Consider the following 18,160-nt stretch of genomic DNA (forward strand, 5'->3'; position numbering starts at 1 on the left):
CGCATGACCTGGAGTACCGCGGACATCCCCGACCTGACCGGACAGCGCGCACTGGTCACCGGCGCCACCAGCGGACTCGGGTACGAAACGGCGCTGGAGTTGCTCAGACACGGGGCCGACGTACTGATCGCGGCGCGCAACGCGGAGAAGGCCGAGCAGGTCTCCGCAACACTCACCCAGGCGTCGAACAAAGAGCCAACGGTTCTCGAGTTGGATCTCGCCGATCTGACCAGCGTCGAGAAGGCGGCCGACAGCGTCAGCAAGACCTACGACAAGCTCGACCTTCTGGTGAACAACGCCGGCGTGATGGCGCCGCCATACCGGCAGACCGCTGACGGCTTCGAGCTGCAGCTGGGCACCAACCATCTCGGGCATTTCGCCCTCACCGGCCGGCTGCTGCCCTTGCTGCTCAAGGCGCCGGCGCCACGGGTGGTGACCGTCAGCTCGTTCATGCACAAGACCGTCCGGGGGATCAATGAAACCGACCTCCGGCGGCCGGAGCAGGGCTACTCGAAGTGGGTCGCCTACGGGAAGTCCAAGCTTGCCAACGTGCTCTTCATGCTCGAGCTCGACCGCCGGGCGCGGGCTGCCGGGGTGAACCTGCTGAGCGTCGGCGCGCACCCCGGCTACGCGGCAACACACCTGCAAGCGGCCGGGCCGGAGCTGGCCGGGCGAGCGTTCGAGGCCCGGATGTGGGCGGGCATCAACAAGCTGGTCGCGCAGTCCGCGGCCGCCGGAGCCTGGCCGAGTCTGTACGCCGTAACGAGCCCGGACGTGCGGCCCGGAGGCTACTACGGTCCAGGCTTCTTCGGGTTCCGCGGTGCACCGACGACAGCGTCGGCGACAGGCACCGCGAAGGATCCGGTGCTGGCCGAGCGGCTGTGGGCCTGGTCCGTCGAGGCGACCGGAGTCGATCCGACACTCACCGTGCCGAGGTAGTGACACAGCGGCAACTTTGTGGTTACCCTCCGGTAATCCCGAGCCGGAGGTCGCTCCCGTGCGCAGAATCGCAGCCGCCCTCGCTGTCGTCCTTGCCCTGATCACGATCGGTCCGGCCGTCGGTGCCGAGGCGGATCAGGCCGGGTTCAGTACGTCGTACCAGCGCATCCCCGGTGCGGGCGGGATCGAGATCGGTGCGGTCGTGCTGACTCCGACCGGCCAGGGTGACGGGCCGTTCCCGCTGGTCGTGATGCCGTCCAGTTGGGGTGTGCCGAACGTCGAGTACGTCGGCCAGGGCGCGAAGCTGGCCACGGCCGGGTTCCAGGTCATCGCGTACTCGAGTCGCGGCTTCTGGGACACCGGCGGCGGGATCGACATCGCCGGCCCACCGACCGTTGCAGACGTCACCGAAGTGATCGACTGGGCGGACCAGCACACGCCGGCCGACACGAGCAGGGTCGCGGCGGTCGGGATCTCGTACGGCGCCGGTACTTCGCTGCTCGCGAGCGCGCAGGACCCACGGATCAAGGCGGTCGGGGCGATGAGCGGGTGGGCCGACCTGATCGCGTCGCTCAACCCGAACGAGACCGTCGCCCTCCAGTCCGTCGCCGGTCTGCTTGCCCTCGGCAACATCACCGGCCGGCCCGGTCCGGAGCTGGCGTCGCTGCAGTCCAAGTTCCTCACCGGGAACTTCGACGGTGCGATCGCGGAGGCGAAGCAGTTGGCGCCGGTCCGCTCCGCCAAGACTGTGGTCGACGGCATCAACGCGAAACAGCCGGCCGTGTTCCTCGCCAACGCCTTCGAGGACTCGATCTTCCCGCCGACGCAGTACACCGACTTCTTCACCCGGCTGACCGGGCCGAAGCGGTTGCTGCTGGCCCACGGCGATCACGCCACCCCCGAGGCGTCCGGTGCGATCGGCCTTCCCAATGAGACCTGGGATGAACTCGCCGCCTGGCTGCACCACTATCTGACCGGCGTGAACAACGGCGCGGACGATGAAGCGCCGGTCCAGCTGAAGTCGCAACGCGGCGTCTGGCGTGGCTACTCGAGCTGGGCGGCCGTCGGACAGCCGCGTACGTCGTACCTCACCAAGCCGACCGGATTGTCGCGGACGGGCGCGCTCCAGACGCAGGCGTCGACGGGATGGACCAGCGGGATCGGGGCCGGTGTTCCGACGATCGCGGACAGCGGAGTGGCGCTCGTTTCCGGTGCTCTGCAAGGGCTTCTGTCGATTCCGGCCGGTGTCGTGACTCCGTTGGTCGACAGGTCGTTCGCGGGTGTCTGGTCCGGCCCGGTCTACCCCGGTGGAGCTGTCGTGAACGGCGCGCCGAAGCTGCATCTGACGGTCAAGCCATCCGGTTCGGATACCTCGCTGTTCGCCTATCTGTACGACGTCGACGCGCTCGGAATCGGCTCGCTCATCTCGCACAAGCCGTTCACGCTGCGCGGAGCGACCCCCGGCAAGTCTGTGCCGATCGACCTGAGGCTGGAAGCCACCAGCTGGGAGGTGCCGGGCGGCCATCACCTCGTCCTCGTGGTCGACACGGTCGACCCGCGGTACCTCGGCCGCAGCGTGATCGGCAAGACGGTCACTTTCAGCTCTCCAGCCGGCGACCCGTCCTCGATCAGCATCCCGGCGGCGGCGTGACGATCACCCGCCGAGGATTCCTCGGTGTCAGCGCTGCCGCCCTGGTCGCGAGGCCCAAGGCTGCCGCAACCGGAACGCTGTACATCGGCACATACACCTCGCCGGTCGGTGGCGGCTCCGGTATCGGCATCGCGACGTACGACGTCAACGGCAAGATCACGGCGACCGGCGTACTGACCGGGGTCGAGGATCCGTCCTTCCTCGTCACCAGTGGGCAGTTCCTGTACGCCGTCAACGAGCAGGCGGACGGCGGAGTGACGGCGATCTCGATCGATGCCCCAGACAACCTCCGGATTCTGAATCGTCAACCCAACAAGGGATCCGCGCCCTGCCATCTGACCACGGTCGGCAACTACTTGCTCAGTGCAAACTACGGATCAGGTGATCTCGCCGTCCATCCGATCCAAGCCGATGGGAGCCTCGGGCAACAGACCGACCTGGTCGAGCACGAGGGCGCGAGCCCGCACGCGCATCAGGTGCTCCAGGTCGGTGAGTACATCGTGGCCGTCGATCTCGGCACCGACTCGATCTACACCTACACACTCGCCGACGGGAAGCTGACGCTGCGGTACCGGACGACGTTGAAGGCCGGCGCCGGCCCGCGCCACCTCGCCTTCCATCCGTCCGGCCACTTCGCGTACGTCGCCAACGAACTCGACAGCACGATCACCGTCTGCCGCTACGACGACGGTCAGTTCACTCCGCTGAGCACATTGTCGACAATCCCACCGGGTGCGCCGCAGAACTTCCCGGGTGAGGTGATCGCCTCGGCGGACGGCCGCTCGGTCTACCTGACCAACCGCGGTCACAACAGCATTGCCGTCTTCACGGTTGTGGACCAAGGTGCAGCGATCAGCCTGACAAGTACTCCGTCCTGCGGTGGTGACTGGCCGCGTCACTGCACCCTCGATCCAACCGGCAGCCTGATGTTCGTCTCCAACCAGCGGTCCAACAACATCACCACCTTCGCGGTCGACCGCAGTACCGGCGGACTGACCGAGACCAGCAGCTTCAGCACGCCCATGCGGCCTGCGTCAGTGTTTGATTCTGCGCGACCTTTTGCGTTTCTGTCGTGAGAGCGCTCTCATGGGGGAGCGCCTTTCTCCGCCCCTGAAAGGAGTGAAAGGTGCTGATGGCAAGCTCCGGATGGGCCTGAACGGGAAGATCCTGTTCAACCTGTCGACGCTCGACCAGGGCTTCTGGCCGGATGGTCTGAACACCGCACCGACCGACGAGGCGCTGCGGTTCGACCTGGAACAGCACAAGGTCCTCGGCTTCAACACCGTCCGCAAGCACATCAAGGTCGAGCCGGATCGCTGGTACGACTGGGCCGACAAGCTCGGCCTGATGGTGTGGCAGGACATGCCGTCGTCGAAGACGGACGCGATGCCCGAACCGTGGCGGACCCAGTTCAAGGCCGAGCTGCACGAGCTGATCGAGGAACACAAGAGCTTCACCTCGATCACCGTCTGGGTGCCGTTCAACGAGGGCTGGGGTGAGTGGGACCGGGTCGAGACCGGGCAGATCGCGGACTCGGTGAAGGCGCAGGACCCGTCCCGCCTGGTCAACGCCCACAGCGGGATGAACTGCTGCAACTCCAAGGGCGACTCGGGTCGGGGCGACCTCATCGACCACCACGCGTACCTCGGCCCGGCGACGCCGGCACCCTCAGGTGAGCGAGCCGCGGTCGACGGCGAGCACGGCGGCTTGGGTCTGAAGACGCCGGACCACATGTGGTTCGGCGACGGTTTCGCCTACGAGATGACACCGGACTCGGCCACCCTCACCCGCCGGTACGTCGAGAACCAGCGCGATGTCCTGCGGTCGGCCAACACCTGTGGCATCGGCGGTTCGGTCTACACCCAGATCACCGATGTCGAGGGTGAGCTGAACGGCTTCTTCACCTACGACCGCCAGGTCCCGAAGATGGACTTCGCCCAGGTCCGGACCATCAACGACGCGATCATCGCCGGCGCGGACGGCACCGGGACCGGTGGGCCGGACCCGGGACCGGGCACACCAGGTGCCGACGGCATCCACTTCTACCCGCTCGACGGAACCGCGGAAGATGCCGTAGGCGACAACGACGCGACACTGGTGAACGGGGCAACCTTTGCCCCCGGCAAGAGCGGCGAAGGCGTTGCCCTGAACGGATCCGGGCAGTACATCGACACCGGCGCCGCACTGCTCGACACCAACGGCAACTACTCCGCCGCGGCGTGGGTGAAGCTGAACCAGGCCGATGGCGCCTTCCAGACCGTGGTGAGCCAGGACGGCGAACGCGACAGCGCGTTCTTCCTCCAGTACTCGGGTCAGGACCAGCGGTTCGCGATGAGCTTCCCCGGGTTGCGGGCGCTCTCGCCGACGAAGCCCAACCCGGGTCAGTGGTACCACCTGACCGGCGTACGTGACGTGGTCAAGGGTGAGCTGAAGCTCTACCTGGACGGCGAATTGGTTGCCACCAAGAGCGCCTGCAGCCTGGACGCGACGTCGACCGGGAACACGGTGATCGGCCGGGCCAAGTTCGGCGGCAACCAAGTCGATCACCTGGACGGGACCGTCGACCAGGTCCACCTGTACGACCGCGTGCTGACCGATGCGGAGGTGAGGACGCTCTACGACTCGGCCCGCTGAGCTGAGCCTCGAAAGAGCGTGCGGTTTCGAGATGCGAACTCGTCGCGCAACCCCGATCCTGGTAGCTACCCGACCAGGGAGGTGACAGTGCGATGGCAGCTCCGAGTCACGCCCTCGCGCCTCCCTCGGCGAGCATGTTCAGGCCACCCCGGTTCGGGCTCGGTGGTTCGCGACTCGGCGAACCACCGAGCCCGGACGGGGATGCGCAGGCGATCGCCACGATCGACGCGGCGTACCAGGCCGGTATCCGGTTCTTCGACACCTCCCCGGCGTACGGCGTCGCCGAGCAACGCCTCGGGACGGCGTTGCGGCGGCGGCCCCGCGGCGAGTTCCTGCTGTCCACCAAGGTGGCCGGCGCGGACCCGCGGGAATCGGTGCAGGCGAGTATGGACCGGCTCGGGCTGGCCGTCGACCTGGTGTTCATCCGGGATCAGGACGAGGCGGCGTACCCGGTCCTGAACGAGCTGCGGCGCGACGGTGTCATCAAGGCCATCGGGGTCGCGTCCGATGACTGGCGGTTGCTCGACCGGATCGTTCGCGACGTCGAGTTGGACACGGTTCTGCTGGCCGGGCAGTACTCATTGCTCGACCAGTCCGCGACGCCGCTACTCGATCGATGCCTGGCGCGTGGGGTGTCGGTGATCGTGTCCGGCGTCCTCACCCCGCAGGTACTGCAGACAGACCAGTCGAGCGACCCGGCCACGATCCGCGCCCGCCGGATCTCCGCGGTCTGCGAACGGTACGGAGTCTCGCTGCCGCAGGCCGCACTCGCCTTTCCCACCAGGCATTCCGCGGTCACGTCGGTACTGATCGCGGCGGCCAGCCCGGCCGAGATCCGGGCCGACGCGGCACTCGTCCGGCAGCCGGTGCCGGCTACGCTCTGGCGCGATCCCGATCTGCTGAGGTTGGTATCCTGAACGGAGGAGCTGCGTTCTGCGGTTCCCCGGACGAGTTGGCGTCGTACCCGGTCCACGACAAGACGGCGCCCGCCCCTGGAGGGGCACTCCGATGCATGCAATCGACATCGTCGAGATCGCCGGTGCGCTCACCATCCTGACCGCCTTCGCGGCCGCCCAGGCCGGATGGCTGCGGCAGCGCACCGCGTCGTACCAACTCCTCAACCTGGTCGGCTCCGCCGTCCTGGCCGTGATCGCCGCGGCCGAGTCGTCGTGGGGCTTCCTGCTGCTCGAGGGCACCTGGGCCGTGATCAGCCTGATCGGCCTGCTGAGCCTGACCCGCACCCGGGAGCAGACGACCTAGACCACCCGGAGCGGCGGACGACCCTAGAACTTGTCGCCGGGATCGCCGGTGCCCGGGGAGCCCGGCGTACTCGGCAGCCCGGTAGGGATACCGGACGTCGGCGACCCCGGGGAAGGGCTGGGGCCGGTCGACGGCGAGCCGGACGGCGAACCGCTGCCCGGCGGCGGCGTGGTCGGGGTGACCGTGACCGTCGTCGTACCGGTCGGGGTCGGGATGACCGGCTCCGGCTCCAGCGGCTCGGCGTTGCGGAACAGCAGCCAGGCGAGGAACACGGCCAGCGCCATGATGATCGCCATCGTGATCAGGGACAGGACCAGCGCCCACCGCGACGCCGCCCGCAGCGAGGTCGGCCACGGCAGCGGCCAGATCCGGAACAGGCCCGGGCGCCGCCGGCCCTCCCAGTAGTGCAGGAAGTCCGGGCCGCGGAACCGGCCGACGTGGGGGATCCGGTCCATCAGGACCGCGGACAGCACGTCCTCACCGCGACGCTCCGCGATCAGCCGCTCGTCCGCGGCCGCGCTGGACCCGTCGTCGGCCCGGATCGGTCCGATCGCGACCCACAGCGCCAGATCGTCGTCGTCGGCGTCGTTGTGCGCCAGGACGGCGTCGCCCGGCACCTCGTCGACCGCGGTCACGAACCGGTCCCGCGCCGCGGCGTCGTCGGCCGAACCCTCGGTCATCATCGCGACCACGGCCTCTCGGCCGTGCTCGTCGGCGGCGGTGTAGAGGTAGCCGGCCGCGTTCGCACCGAGCCGCCCGCGCAGCCAGAACTCGCCCACCCGGGGCGGGTCCTCCGGCATCAGCGGCAGCGCTTCCGGAATCAACCGGGCAGGCGTCTCCTCCGGCGCATCCGCCGGCCGCACCTCGGTGTGTGATTCCGTCGCAGTCATCACCCCCAATCCCACCACATCCCTGGTAGCACTGTCGCCACACCCGGATGCGGCATCCCGCCGGTGCTCACCGGCTGTGACGACAGGCCGCCTGAGGAGTGCGGATTTGAGCGGACGGGGAGGATAGGGATGGACCTGGTGGGCCGTGCGCCCGGGGGACCCGGGGATCTGATGGAATGGCCGGTGTTGTGAGTGCGCCGGGACACGGCGCGGTGTTGACAAGGTCCGAGCGTGGACCCCGGAAGGACAGGCATGACCGAAACCACTGTGCCGACTGGATCGGTGGCCCAGCAGTCCCGGCTGATCGGCGAGGCCATCAGCGAGGTCAAGCGGGTGATCGTCGGCCAGGAGCACATGGTCGAGACTCTGATGGTCTCGTTGCTCGCGAAGGGTCACTGTCTGCTCGAGGGCGTCCCCGGTGTCGCCAAGACGCTGGCCGTCCGGACCTTCGCGTCGGTGGTCGGCGGTACGTTCGCCCGGATCCAGTTCACCCCCGACCTGGTCCCGTCCGACATCGTCGGTACCCGGATCTACCGGCAGACCCGGGAGGCCTTCGACATCGAGCTCGGCCCGACGTTCGTGAACTTCGTCCTCGCCGACGAGGTGAACCGGGCCCCGGCCAAGGTGCAGTCGGCGATGCTGGAGCTGATGGCCGAGCGGCAGGTGTCGATCGGCGGCCAGACCTTCCCGATGCCGAAGCCGTTCATCGTGATCGCCACCCAGAACCCGATCGAGTCCGAGGGCGTCTACCCGCTGCCGGAGGCGCAGCGCGACCGGTTCCTGGTCAAGATCGACGTACCGCACCCGCGCGGGCACGAGGAGTTCGAGATCCTGCGCCGGATGAGCGTCGATCCGCCGGAGCCGCGGCAGGTGCTCAAGCCGGAGACCATCCTGGAGCTGCAGCGGTCGGCCGAGCAGGTCTTCGTCCACAACCTGGTCGCGGAGTACGCCGTCCGCCTGGTGATGGCGACCCGGACGCCGTCGGACTTCCACCTGCCCGACCTGGAGCCGATCATCGAGCTCGGCGTCAGCCCGCGGGCCACCCTCGGCCTGATCGCGGCCGGCCGGGCGCTCGCGCTGATCCACGGCCGGGACTACCTGCTGCCGAGTGACGTCCAGACCGTCGCGCTCGACGTGATGGGCCACCGCCTCGGGCTGACCTTCGACGCGGTCGCGGACAACATCGACCCGCGTGCCGTGATCGAGCGGATCCTCGCCACCGTCCCGCCGCCGCAGCCGGTCTGGCGCGACGGCACCGACGGCTCCGGCCGTCCGGAGTTCGTGTAGTGCCCAACCGACCAGACCCGCGGGCTGCGATGACGATCTCGCAGCTCGCTCCCGAGCGTGCACTCCGGCGGCTCGAGCTGACCGTCGTACGGCGGCTGGAGGGCTATCTGCACGGTGAGCATCTGGGGCTGCTGCCTGGTCCCGGCACCGAGCTGGCCGAGGCCCGCGAGTACCAGGTCGGCGACGACGTACGGCGGATGGACTGGGCGGTCACGGCCCGTACGACGGTTCCGCACGTGCGGGACCTGATTGCCGACCGTGAGCTGGAGACGTGGGCCTTGGTCGACCTGTCCGCCTCGATGGACTTCGGTACGTCGCAGTTGGAGAAGCGGGAGCTGGCCGTCGCGGCGGTCGCCACGGTCGGGTTCCTGACCCACCGGCTGGGAGACCGGTTCGGCGGGCTGATGCTGCGAGACTCGGCGCTGCGGCGCTGGCCGGCGCGGTCCGGGCGGCTGGCCCTCTATGGGCTGCTGCGGGCGCTGCTGGCCGAGCAGGTCAACGGTGACCAGGAGGCGCACCGCAGTGATCTGGCGGCGGCGCTGGAGTCGATGGCCCGGACCCAGCGCAAGCGCGGGCTGCGGGTGATCGTGTCCGACTTCCTCACCCCGGAGGACGGTGAGGTCGACAGTCGGCTGGAGCCGTCCTGGGAGCGCGCGATGCGCAAGCTCACTGCGCAGCACCAGGTGCTCGCGGTCGAGATCGTCGATCCACGCGAGCTGGAACTTCCGAACATCGGCGTGGTCATGATCGGTGACCCCGAGACCGGCGCGGTCCGGGAGATCGACACCCGGCGGCGCAAGGTCCGGGAGGCGTTCGCGACGGCCGCGCTGGCGCAACGGGAACGAACCAGGACCGCGTTGCGTAGGGTAGGTGCGGGGCATTTGGTCCTCAGGACCGACCGTGACTGGGTCGCCGACACCGTGCGGTTCGTGCTCGCCTACCGGCGGGTGGCGCCCCGCCTGCACCAACCGCCGAAGGGAGTGGCTCGCTGATGGAGTTCCTGTCTCCCGGTCGGCTGTGGTTCCTGCTGATCATCCCGGTCGTGGTCGCCGGCTACATCTTCCTGCAGCACCGCCGGGCGCAGTACGCACTCCGCTTCACCAACATCGCGCTGCTCGACCGGGTCGCGCCGCGGCGTCCGCAGTGGCGGCGGCATCTGGCCGTCGTCCTCGCGCTGCTGGCCGCGTGCTCGTGCATCGTGGCGTTCGCGCAGCCCAAGGACCAGGTCAAGGTGCCGCGCGAGCGGGCCACGATCGTGGTCGCGATCGACGTGTCGCTGTCGATGATGGCCACCGACATCGAGCCGAACCGGCTGGAGGCGGCGAAGAAGTCGGCGAAGAACTTCATCAACCAGTTGCCGGGCAAGTTCAACGTGGCGCTGGTCAACTTCGCCGGTACGGCGTCCATCATCGTGCCGCCGACCACCGACCGGGCGACCGTACTGCGCTCGGTGGACGGGCTGGAGCTGGCCGAGTCGACCGCAACGGGTGAAGGCATCTTCACCTCGCTGCAGGCGCTTACCCAGGTCCCACCGGACCCGGACCACCCGAACGACCCGGCCCCGGCGCGCATCGTGCTGCTGTCCGACGGCAAGCGGACGGTCGGCCGGACCGCGCAGGAAGGCGCACAGGCCGCGAAGGCGAAGAACACGCCGGTCTACACGATCTGCTTCGGCACCGACTCCGGCTTCATCGAGATGGACGGCATCCGCCAGCGGGTGCCACCGGACCGCGCCGAGCTGCGCAGCGTCGCCGAGATCAGCGGCGGCGAGGCGTACACGGCCGAGTCGGCCGGTGAGCTCGAGGACGTCTACAAGGACATCGGCTCCTCGGTCGGGTACGACGAGGTGGACAAGGAAGTCACCGCCCGCTTCGCCGGGATCGCGATGCTCTTCACCCTGGCCGCCGCCGGCGCCTGTATCGCGCTGGCGTCCCGCTTCCCGTAATCGTGACCTGCTGAACGCCCGCGCGGAGGTCCGCGCGGGCGTTCGTACTGTTCAGGCGGCGGCGTACGCCGTCAGCCAGGCGAGCGCCGAGTTCCAGTTCACCGCGACCTCGTTGGTGGAGTACGAGCCGATCTCGTCGAGGTAGCACTTGGCCGGGGCGGCCCTGGAGGTTGCGTTGGGCAACGGGATCCTGGAGGCCGGAGTTCGGTCCACCGGCCAGCGAGCCCGGGTACGGCGACGGTAGCGCCGGGTTCAGCGAGTGGGCCCAGAAGCGGTGGTGCTGGTTGTGGCTGGACCGCTCGCCGTAGCCGGTCACGTACGACAGGCCGACCGCGTTCCGGCCGAGCAGGTAGTCCAGTGACTCCAACGCCGCCGATCGGTACGACGCTCGCCCGGTGAGGTCCGCCGCGATCGCGAGGATCATCGCGTTGTTCGCCGTACCGCTGTTCGAGCCCCAGACGTACTTGCCGTCCGCCGGCCTGTAGGGGTTGGCGTAGCCCTGCGCTCTGAGATCGGCGAGGTAGACGTCGGCGACTCCGGCGATCCGCTGGCGTAGCTTCCACTGCTCGATGGGTGAGAGCCGCCACGGTATCCGGGCCAGAGCGAGGTCCGCGAGCCCGCCGGTCTCCTGCCACGAGAACCCGTCGGCCGCCTGCAACGACGTGGTGATGAATTTCCTGTACGACGTCTTGCCGGTCGTCGTGAACAACTCGGCAGCGGCCCACGAGAACTGGTCCGTCACCTTGGTGTCGTCGTACGCGCCACCGCCTTCACCGCCGTCCGGTGCGTAGATCGCCGGATGCCGCCGGGCCGCGGTCCACGCCTTCTCGGCGGCCGCCCGGCACTTGCCTGCGAGTTGCAGGTCCCAGTGGGCGTAGACGCGTGCGCATCGTGCCCCGAGGGCCGCGAGGTTGAGCGTCGCCGCGGTCGATGGCGGGTAGAGGTACCGCTGCTGCGGATCCGCGGCCGGCGCCAGCGGCAGCCCGGTCCACTTCTCGTCGTGGATCTTGTGATGCGCCATCCCGGCCAGCGGCTGACCGGCCGGAACCTGCATCCGCAGTACGAAGTCGATCTCCCACCGGGCTTCGTCCAGGACGTCGGGAACCCCGTTGCCTGCCTCGGGAATGCGGAGGGCGATGCGCTTCCCGGATTGCTCGTAGAGGTCGAGCAGTTGCCATGCCGCCAGCGCGCCGTTGACGACGTACTTGCCGTGGTCGCCGGCGTCGTACCAACCGCCCCTGACATCGAGGCTGTAGTCGCACGTGCCGGGGAAGCAGGGGACTGAGATGTCGCCCTTGTTGGGTGCGATGCCGAGGTGCCCGGCCGCCCTGGCGTACTGCTCGCCGACGTACTCGGCCTTGATCTCGATGCCGCTGCGGTTGTTGTAGAAGTACTCGAGTGCGTCCCGGCGGAGGCCGCATCGGCACCGTAGGGCGTGGTCTTGCCGGTGGCAACGATCTGGTTGCCTCCGTCAAGCAGCCGCCAGTCGAGCGAAGGACACCTGCCCGTGCGTGTCGGTGACCGGCGACGTGCCGGTGAACTCGAAAGTCTGCGGTGTGGTCGTCACGTCGACGGCCTTGTTCAGCACCGTGGAGTACGGCGTGGCCGCCTGCTGCAACGCCGTACGGAACTGGACCGGCCGGCTGGCCGACGCCTCGAACCGCAGCGTGTACGGCTGCCCCTGCTCGAGCGGGAGATCGTCCTGGCCGATCATCGAGTCCCACGGGTTGACCGTGCCGGCCGGGACCTGCGCACACAGCCGTCCGTCGGTCGCCGCGGTCGGCGTGTTCCCGCTGCTCCACCACGGCTCCTTGCTCGTGCCGAAGGTCCCGTTCAGGACCCGCTCGTACGGCGGATCGGCCGCAAGGGCCGGCGTGGACGCGGTGATGAGGGTGAGTGCGACGGTCAGGGCAATCGCGCCGGATCGCCGTCGAGAGGTGGGCATGGGCGTGCCTCCGGAGGACCATGGCGCCCGGTCGGGCGCCGGGAGTGCGCTGGGAGCGCTTGCAGTACGCCGGACCAACCGGGCGCCAGCGTGGTGAGCATGCTGCCGAGGCGCCCGCAGGCTGGCAAGACCTCACTGAGCGTGGATCTGAGGCTTCACAACCGAGTCATCGGTGCCCTATCTTCGCCTGGAAGCGCTCCCGGTTTCGAGCCCGCCCGGGCCCTCAGGCAGTGTCAGCGGCAGCATGGACGGCGCCGTGCGGTCGTGATGTTCTACCCTCTTCCCACTCAATCGCTAAGGACCCGCCGGTGACCGACAGCTCCAGACGGCAAGTGACGCTCGACGAGGTCGCCGAGCGGGCCGGCGTGTCGCGATCCGCGGCGTCCCGGGTGATCAACAACGCGCCACATGTCAGTAAGGCCAAGCGTGAGGCCGTTCAGCGGGCCGTGGTCGACCTCGGCTACGTGCCGAACGCAACGGCCCGGGCGCTGGCGACCCAGCAGGTGGGCGCGGTCGTGCTCGCGATCTCCAGCGACAACCCGCAGGTGTTCGCCGACCCGTTCTTCGCCGAGGTCGTGGTCGGGGTCAACGCGGTGCTGGAGGAGACCGAGCTCGAGCTGATGCTGCTGCTGGCGACGTCGACCCGCGGTCAGACCCGGCTCGAGCAACTGCTGCGGACCCGGCAGGCCGACGGCGTCATGCTGATGTCGATGCACGGTGACGATCCGTCGGCCGCGCTGGCCGACAATGCCGACGTACCGGTCGTGTTCGGGGGATGCCCGGTCAACTTCGAGCCGCGGTACTACGTTGACGCCGACAACCGGGGTGGTGCCCGGCTTGCGACTGAGCACCTGGTCGCGGCCGGCCGGACCCGGATCGCCACCATCACCGGCCGGATGGACGAGGGAGCCGGTACGGCGCGATACAAGGGCTACCAGGAGGCGCTCGCGGTGGCGGGGCTGGATGCGCGCCGGGTCGTGCACGGCGACTTCAGCGAGGACGGCGGCAGCCGCGCGATGGAGGAGTTGCTGGCGAAGCACCCCGACCTGGACGGCGTGTTCATCGCCTCCGACCAGATGGCGATCGGCGCCCTGCGCGTGCTGAAGGACGCCGGGAAGACCGTCCCCGGCGACGTGGCGATCGTCGGCTTCAACGACATCACCAGCGCCCGCCACACCGAACCACCACTGACCACCGTCAGCCAGCCGATCCAGTCCCTCGGCCGCGAGATGGCCAGGATGCTCCTGTCGCTCATCGCCGGCGAGGTCCCGACCCCGCTGATCCTGCCGACCCGCCTGATCCAGCGGGCCTCGGCCTAGCCGCCGGGCCGCGGCAGAGACGCCGGGCCGGCGCCGAGACGCCGGGCCGCGGCCGAGACGCCCGGGCCGCGGCCGAGACGCACGCAGGGCGCGGATCCGAGGATCCGCGCCCTTCACGTGGTGCGGCCGCTGTTTGCGACAACCGGGGGTGTCCCGACACCCGGTGGCCCAGCGGCCACGGCCCCTCCCACCCTAGTGAGATGTCTGATGCTCAGTCTTAGCGAAAAGTTCGGGGAAGTCCGTAGCTTTCACAGCTTTCTTCAGAAGTTCTCAGGTTCACTCCGGCGGTGAGAGCCTCAGACGACCTGGTGGAGCCACCGCACCGGCGCACCGTCGCCGGCGTACCGGAACGGCTCGAGCTCGTCGTCCCACGGCCGGCCGAGCAGCCGCTCGACCTCCTCGGCCAGGTCCGCCTCGCCACTGGCCGCCTTCAGCATCGCTGCCTTCAGCCGCTCCTCCGGCACCATGATGTCGCCGTGCACGCCGGTGGTCGCGTGGAAGACCCCGAGCGCGGGAGTGAACGAGTACCGCTCACCCTCGACACCGTTGCTCGGCTCCTCGGTCACCTCGAACCGGAGCTTCTGCCACCCGCGCAGCGCGGACGCCAGCTTCGCCGCGGCGCCGGCCTCGGCCTGCCACGACAGCTCGGCCCGATAGGTGCCCTGGGCCGCCGGCTGAGGCGTCCAGTCCAGTTTCACGGGCACGCCAAGTACGCCGCCCGCGGCCCACTCGACATGCGGGCACAACGCTGACGGCACCGTGTGGACGTAAAGAACGCCACGAGTTGTCGCCACCGGGACCTCCTGTGCTCGAGGGGCGCCTTCCCCAGCGTTCTCGAACATCCGCATCGATCCCAGCGGAACCAGCATCCCACCCGGCACCACGCGGCACCGGACAGCACACTGCGTACATCTTGCACCACGGCCCCCACCAACACCAGTAACCTCGCCGTGTCAACCACATCACCGTCGTGTCGCGGACCGGATTCGGCCGTGCTGAGACCCCCGCGCGGGGCTAGAGCGGGATGTTGCCGTGCTGTCCGCGGCGGCCGGTGTCGGCGTCGGCGATGGCGGCGGCCAGGGCGGAGCGGGTCTTGGCGGGGTCGACCACCTCGTCGACGACGCCGATCTCGCGGGCCCGTTCGATGCCGCCGGCAATCTTCTCGTGTTCGGCGGCCAGTTCGGCCTCGACCTGGGCGCGCAACTCCGGGGCGACCTCGGCGAGTTTGCGCCGGTGCAGCACCCGGATCGCGGCCACCGCGCCCATCACGGCGACCTCGGCCCGCGGCCAGGCGAAGACCCGGGTGGCGCCGAGCGACCGTGCGTTCATCGCGATGTAGGCACCGCCGTACGTCTTCCGGGTCACCAGCGTCACCCGCGGTACGACGCTCTCGGCGAAGGCGTGCAGCAACTTCGCCCCACGCCGTACGACGCCGTCCCACTCCTGACCGACACCGGGCAGATACCCAGGGACGTCGACCAGGACCACGAGCGGGACGCCGAACGCGTCGCACATCCGCACGAACCGCGACGCCTTCTCGGCCGAGAGAGCGTCGAGACAACCGCCCAACCGCAGCGGGTTGTTGGCGATCACGCCGACGGTCCGCCCACCGAGCCGGCCGAGTGTGGTGACGATATTGGGTGCCCATCGCTGGTGCAGTTCGACGGAGGAGTTCTCGTCGAGCACCCCTCCGACGAGCGGATGGACGTCGTACGCACGCTTGGCCGACTCCGGCAGCAATCCGGACAGATCGGTGTCCGGTACGTCGGTGGACACCGACCCCTGGTTCGCGAACAGGTCCGCCAGCCGGCGAGCCTGCTCGATCGCGGCCGCCTCGGAGTCGGTGGTGATGTGGACGACGCCGGACCGTCGTCCGTGCGGCTCGGGACCGCCGAGACGCAGCATGTCGACGTCCTCACCGGTGACCGAGCGGACGACATCCGGACCGGTGACGAAGATCCGTCCCTCCGGACCGAGGATGACGATGTCGGTCAACGCGGGGCCGTACGCCGCACCACCCGCGGCCGGGCCGAGCACCACGGAGATCTGCGGGATCTTCCCCGAGGCCTGTGTCATCGCGTAGAAGATCTTGCCGACCGCGTGCAGGCTGAGCACGCCCTCGGCCAGCCGCGCACCACCGGAGTGCCACAGCCCGATGATCGGCAGTTCCTCCCGGCGCGCCACCTCGTAGGCCTTGACCACCACGTCGCAGCCCTCGTCGCCCATCGCGCCGCCCATCACCGTGGCGTCGGAGCAGAACGCGATGACCGGAGCGCCCGCGATCGTGCCGCGCGCCGCGAGCATCCCGCACAGGGTGTCCGGCGTGATCAGCTCCAGGCTGCCCGGATCCAGCAGGTGCGTCAGCCGGGCGACCGGATTCCGGGGGTCCTCCTCACGCGCGACCTTGGCGGGCCTTTGTGGAGCGGCGGTGGTCATGGGGCCTCCCGGCCTGGACTGAGGAGCGCAGGGAGCCCGGTCATGGGGCCTCCCGGCCTGGACTGAGGAGCGCAGGGAGCGAAGCGACTGGAGCGACGAGGGAAGGCCGGGAGCCAAGGCCCCATGACCCGCCGTGCCGGAGGCACGGCATCAATACAGTCATCGGGCCTCCGGGGGGTGAGAAGGAAGGTTGTACGGCGTACCGGGATGGTTGGAGCCGGTACGCCGTACCGGACCTCAGACCGTCTTGAAGGCGATGGCGGCGTTGTGACCGCCGAAGCCGAACGAGTTGTTCAGTGCCGCGATGTCCCCGTCGGCCAGCTTGCGCTGCTCCGTCGCGACGTCCAGCTCGATCTGGTCGTCGAGCTTGTCCAGGTTGATGGTGGGCGGCGACACCCGGTGGTGCAGTGCCAGCACGGTCGCGATCGACTCGACCGCGCCGGCCGCGCCGAGCAGGTGACCGATCATCGACTTCGGCGCGGTCGCGATCGCGTTGTCCGCGTCCTTGCCGAGCGCCAGCCGGATCGCCAGCGACTCCGCGATGTCGCCCTGCGGGGTCGAGGTGGCGTGCGCGTTGATGTGGCGGATGTCGGACGGGACCAGGTCGCCCTCGGCCAGCGCCCGCTCCATCGCCCGGCGCGCGCCGGAACCGGTCGGGTCGGGCTGCGCGATGTCGTGCCCGTCGGCGGAGATCCCCGCCCCGGCGAGCTCGGCGTAGATCTTCGCGCCGCGCGCCTTGGCGTGCTCGTACGACTCCAGCACCAGGATCCCGGCGCCCTCACCGAGCAGGAACCCGTCCCGGTCGACGTCCCACGGCCGCGACGCCTTCTCCGGCTCGTCGTTGCGCTTGCTCAGCGCCATCATCTGCCCGAACGCGGCCAGCGGCAGCGCCATGATCGCGCCCTCGGTCCCACCGGCCAGTACGACGTCCGCGCGGCCGAGCCGGATCTGGTCCAGGCCCAGCGCGATCGCCTCGTTGCCGGAGGCACACGCCGAGACCGGGGTGTGGACGCCGGCCTTGGCACCGAACTCCAGGCTCACGTACGCCGCGGACGAGTTCGGCATCAGCATCGGGATCGCCAGCGGCGACACCCGGCGCGGGTTGGACTTCAGCGCGTCGTAGTTGGCCAGCGTGGTGTGCAGGCCGCCGATCCCGGAGGCACAGGCGACACCGAGCCGCTCCTTGTCCAGCCCGGAGTCCGCCAGGCCGGCGTCGGCCCAGGCCTCACGAGCGGCGACGACGGCGAGCTGCGCGTTCCGGTCGAGCCGGCGGGCCTTCACCCGCTCGATCACCTCGGTCGGCTCGACCGCGGCCGGGGCCGCGATCTGGACCGCCAGGTTCTGCACCCACTCGTCGGTGAGCCGCCGCGCGCCGGAGCGCCCGGCCAGCAACCCTTCCCAGGTGCTGGAGACGTCACCCCCGAGCGGGGTCGTGGCTCCGAGCCCGGTGATGACGACTCGGGTCTTCGACATGGTTACCTCATCCTTCAAAGTTCGGGGATCCGGTCAACGAGGGGTGTTTGGTGCTCACCGGACCGGGGTCCGGTGAGCACCGGCCAGCACAGAGCAGGGCGTGGTCAGCCGTTCTGGGCGCGCTCGATGAACGCGACCGCGTCGCCGACGGTCTTCAGGTTCTTCACCTCGTCGTCGGGGATCTTCACGTCGAACTTCTCCTCGGCGGCCACCACGACCTCCACCATGGAGAGCGAGTCGACGTCGAGGTCGTCGGTGAAGGACTTGTCCAGCTGGACGTCCTCGACCGGGATGCCGGCGATCTCGTTCACGATCTCGGCGAGGTTGGAACGGATCTCTTCGGTGCTGGCCATGTTCGTGGTTTCCCTTTCGGAGTTTCTC

17 protein-coding genes, 1 pseudogene and 1 riboswitch are annotated in these 18,160 nt (G+C 69.2%); of the genes and pseudogenes, 10 read left to right on the forward strand and 8 right to left on the reverse strand.

Annotated elements, in window-relative coordinates:
- Nucleotides 1-3: 3 nt before the first annotated feature.
- From ACGFIF_RS01715 to ACGFIF_RS01740, 6 genes are all read left to right on the forward strand, one after another.
- The gene (locus ACGFIF_RS01715) at nt 4-939 is read left to right on the forward strand and encodes an oxidoreductase (protein ID WP_393150288.1); all 936 of its coding nucleotides are present in this window, start codon (nt 4-6) and stop codon (nt 937-939) included.
- A 58-nt stretch (nt 940-997) separates the two neighbouring features.
- Nucleotides 998-2,590, forward strand: coding sequence for a CocE/NonD family hydrolase (locus ACGFIF_RS01720; protein WP_393150290.1), 1,593 nt, complete (start codon nt 998-1,000; stop codon nt 2,588-2,590).
- On the forward strand, nt 2,587-3,666 hold the full coding sequence (locus ACGFIF_RS01725; protein ID WP_393150292.1) for a lactonase family protein: 1,080 nt from the start codon (nt 2,587-2,589) through the stop codon (nt 3,664-3,666). Before ACGFIF_RS01720 ends, ACGFIF_RS01725 begins: the two co-directional genes overlap by 4 nt.
- A 43-nt stretch (nt 3,667-3,709) precedes the next feature.
- Nucleotides 3,710-5,224, forward strand: a complete 1,515-nt coding sequence (locus ACGFIF_RS01730) for a LamG-like jellyroll fold domain-containing protein (RefSeq protein WP_393150294.1) — start codon at nt 3,710-3,712, stop codon at nt 5,222-5,224.
- 92 nt (nt 5,225-5,316) lie between these two features.
- Complete coding sequence (locus ACGFIF_RS01735) at nt 5,317-6,141, forward strand: aldo/keto reductase (RefSeq protein WP_393150296.1); 825 nt, start codon at nt 5,317-5,319, stop codon at nt 6,139-6,141.
- 3 nt (nt 6,142-6,144) lie between these two features.
- A riboswitch (guanidine-III (ykkC-III) riboswitch) is annotated at nt 6,145-6,213 on the forward strand.
- Nucleotides 6,214-6,232: 19 nt separating this feature from the next.
- Nucleotides 6,233-6,484: a hypothetical protein gene (locus ACGFIF_RS01740; RefSeq protein ID WP_393150298.1), complete on the forward strand. Its 252-nt coding sequence runs from the start codon at nt 6,233-6,235 to the stop codon at nt 6,482-6,484.
- 23 nt (nt 6,485-6,507) lie between these two features.
- Here ACGFIF_RS01740 and ACGFIF_RS01745 read toward each other — a convergent pair whose 3' ends face one another.
- A complete protein-coding gene (locus ACGFIF_RS01745; RefSeq protein WP_393150300.1) occupies nt 6,508-7,374 on the reverse strand; it encodes a hypothetical protein in 867 nt (288 codons plus the stop codon).
- 252 nt (nt 7,375-7,626) lie between these two features.
- Here ACGFIF_RS01745 and ACGFIF_RS01750 point away from each other — a divergent pair, with 252 nt between their 5' ends.
- The 3 genes from ACGFIF_RS01750 to ACGFIF_RS01760 are packed head-to-tail and all read left to right on the forward strand — an operon-like array spanning nt 7,627 to nt 10,606.
- Nucleotides 7,627-8,661 carry an AAA family ATPase gene (locus ACGFIF_RS01750; protein WP_393150302.1) on the forward strand — a complete coding sequence of 345 codons (1,035 nt, stop codon included), beginning with the start codon at nt 7,627-7,629 and terminating at the stop codon, nt 8,659-8,661.
- Nucleotides 8,662-8,690: 29 nt separating this feature from the next.
- Nucleotides 8,691-9,653 carry a DUF58 domain-containing protein gene (locus ACGFIF_RS01755; protein ID WP_393150304.1) on the forward strand — a complete coding sequence of 321 codons (963 nt, stop codon included), beginning with the start codon at nt 8,691-8,693 and terminating at the stop codon, nt 9,651-9,653.
- Nucleotides 9,653-10,606 (forward strand): VWA domain-containing protein, encoded by a 954-nt coding sequence (locus ACGFIF_RS01760; RefSeq protein ID WP_393150306.1) that lies wholly within the window; start codon nt 9,653-9,655, stop codon nt 10,604-10,606. The genes ACGFIF_RS01755 and ACGFIF_RS01760 overlap by 1 nt, the downstream gene beginning before the upstream one ends.
- Nucleotides 10,607-10,657: 51 nt before the next feature.
- On the opposite strand, the gene ACGFIF_RS01765 is transcribed toward ACGFIF_RS01760, so the two are convergent.
- The 3 genes and pseudogenes from ACGFIF_RS01765 to ACGFIF_RS01775 all read right to left on the reverse strand — a co-directional run bounded on the left by ACGFIF_RS01765 (nt 10,658) and on the right by ACGFIF_RS01775 (nt 12,551).
- The gene (locus ACGFIF_RS01765; protein ID WP_393150308.1) at nt 10,658-10,819 is read right to left on the reverse strand and encodes a glycoside hydrolase family 9 protein; all 162 of its coding nucleotides are present in this window, start codon (nt 10,817-10,819) and stop codon (nt 10,658-10,660) included.
- Between the two features lie 46 nt (nt 10,820-10,865).
- Nucleotides 10,866-11,975 (reverse strand): annotated as a pseudogene (locus tag ACGFIF_RS01770) (glycoside hydrolase family 9 protein); the annotation flags it as partial.
- 102 nt (nt 11,976-12,077) lie between these two features.
- Nucleotides 12,078-12,551, reverse strand: coding sequence for a carbohydrate binding domain-containing protein (locus tag ACGFIF_RS01775; RefSeq protein WP_393150310.1), 474 nt, complete (start codon nt 12,549-12,551; stop codon nt 12,078-12,080).
- Nucleotides 12,552-12,859: 308 nt separating this feature from the next.
- On the opposite strand from ACGFIF_RS01775, the gene ACGFIF_RS01780 reads away from it, so the two are divergent.
- Nucleotides 12,860-13,870, forward strand: coding sequence for a LacI family DNA-binding transcriptional regulator (locus ACGFIF_RS01780; RefSeq protein WP_393150312.1), 1,011 nt, complete (start codon nt 12,860-12,862; stop codon nt 13,868-13,870).
- A 296-nt stretch (nt 13,871-14,166) separates the two neighbouring features.
- Here ACGFIF_RS01780 and ACGFIF_RS01785 read toward each other — a convergent pair whose 3' ends face one another.
- The 4 genes from ACGFIF_RS01785 to ACGFIF_RS01800 all read right to left on the reverse strand — a co-directional run bounded on the left by ACGFIF_RS01785 (nt 14,167) and on the right by ACGFIF_RS01800 (nt 18,132).
- A complete protein-coding gene (locus ACGFIF_RS01785) occupies nt 14,167-14,712 on the reverse strand; it encodes a DUF3145 domain-containing protein (RefSeq protein ID WP_393153609.1) in 546 nt (181 codons plus the stop codon).
- Nucleotides 14,713-14,884: 172 nt separating this feature from the next.
- Nucleotides 14,885-16,306 (reverse strand): acyl-CoA carboxylase subunit beta, encoded by a 1,422-nt coding sequence (locus ACGFIF_RS01790; protein ID WP_393150314.1) that lies wholly within the window; start codon nt 16,304-16,306, stop codon nt 14,885-14,887.
- Nucleotides 16,307-16,543: 237 nt separating this feature from the next.
- A complete protein-coding gene (gene fabF, locus ACGFIF_RS01795) occupies nt 16,544-17,779 on the reverse strand; it encodes a beta-ketoacyl-ACP synthase II (RefSeq protein ID WP_393150316.1) in 1,236 nt (411 codons plus the stop codon).
- A 104-nt stretch (nt 17,780-17,883) separates the two neighbouring features.
- A complete protein-coding gene (locus ACGFIF_RS01800) occupies nt 17,884-18,132 on the reverse strand; it encodes an acyl carrier protein (RefSeq protein ID WP_130446978.1) in 249 nt (82 codons plus the stop codon).
- Between the last annotated feature and the right edge of the window lie 28 nt (nt 18,133-18,160).

The organism is Kribbella sp. NPDC049174, assembly GCF_043197365.1.
Taxonomy (GTDB): Bacteria; Actinomycetota; Actinomycetes; order Propionibacteriales; family Kribbellaceae; genus Kribbella.

What these genes read in the sequence shown, in the direction of transcription:
- ACGFIF_RS01715 (WP_393150288.1), top strand. Translation starts at nt 4, where the DNA reads ATGACCTGGAGTACCGCGGACATCCCCGACCTGACCGGACAGCGCGCA.
- ACGFIF_RS01735 (WP_393150296.1), top strand. Translation starts at nt 5,317, where the DNA reads ATGGCAGCTCCGAGTCACGCCCTCGCGCCTCCCTCGGCGAGCATGTTC.
- ACGFIF_RS01740 (WP_393150298.1), top strand. Translation starts at nt 6,233, where the DNA reads ATGCATGCAATCGACATCGTCGAGATCGCCGGTGCGCTCACCATCCTG.
- ACGFIF_RS01745 (WP_393150300.1), bottom strand. Translation starts at nt 7,374, where the DNA reads ATGACTGCGACGGAATCACACACCGAGGTGCGGCCGGCGGATGCGCCG.
- ACGFIF_RS01750 (WP_393150302.1), top strand. Translation starts at nt 7,627, where the DNA reads ATGACCGAAACCACTGTGCCGACTGGATCGGTGGCCCAGCAGTCCCGG.
- ACGFIF_RS01755 (WP_393150304.1), top strand. Translation starts at nt 8,691, where the DNA reads ATGACGATCTCGCAGCTCGCTCCCGAGCGTGCACTCCGGCGGCTCGAG.
- ACGFIF_RS01760 (WP_393150306.1), top strand. Translation starts at nt 9,653, where the DNA reads ATGGAGTTCCTGTCTCCCGGTCGGCTGTGGTTCCTGCTGATCATCCCG.
- ACGFIF_RS01775 (WP_393150310.1), bottom strand. Translation starts at nt 12,551, where the DNA reads ATGCCCACCTCTCGACGGCGATCCGGCGCGATTGCCCTGACCGTCGCA.
- ACGFIF_RS01785 (WP_393153609.1), bottom strand. Translation starts at nt 14,712, where the DNA reads ATGTTCGAGAACGCTGGGGAAGGCGCCCCTCGAGCACAGGAGGTCCCG.
- ACGFIF_RS01790 (WP_393150314.1), bottom strand. Translation starts at nt 16,306, where the DNA reads ATGACCACCGCCGCTCCACAAAGGCCCGCCAAGGTCGCGCGTGAGGAG.
- fabF (WP_393150316.1), bottom strand. Translation starts at nt 17,779, where the DNA reads ATGTCGAAGACCCGAGTCGTCATCACCGGGCTCGGAGCCACGACCCCG.
- ACGFIF_RS01800 (WP_130446978.1), bottom strand. Translation starts at nt 18,132, where the DNA reads ATGGCCAGCACCGAAGAGATCCGTTCCAACCTCGCCGAGATCGTGAAC.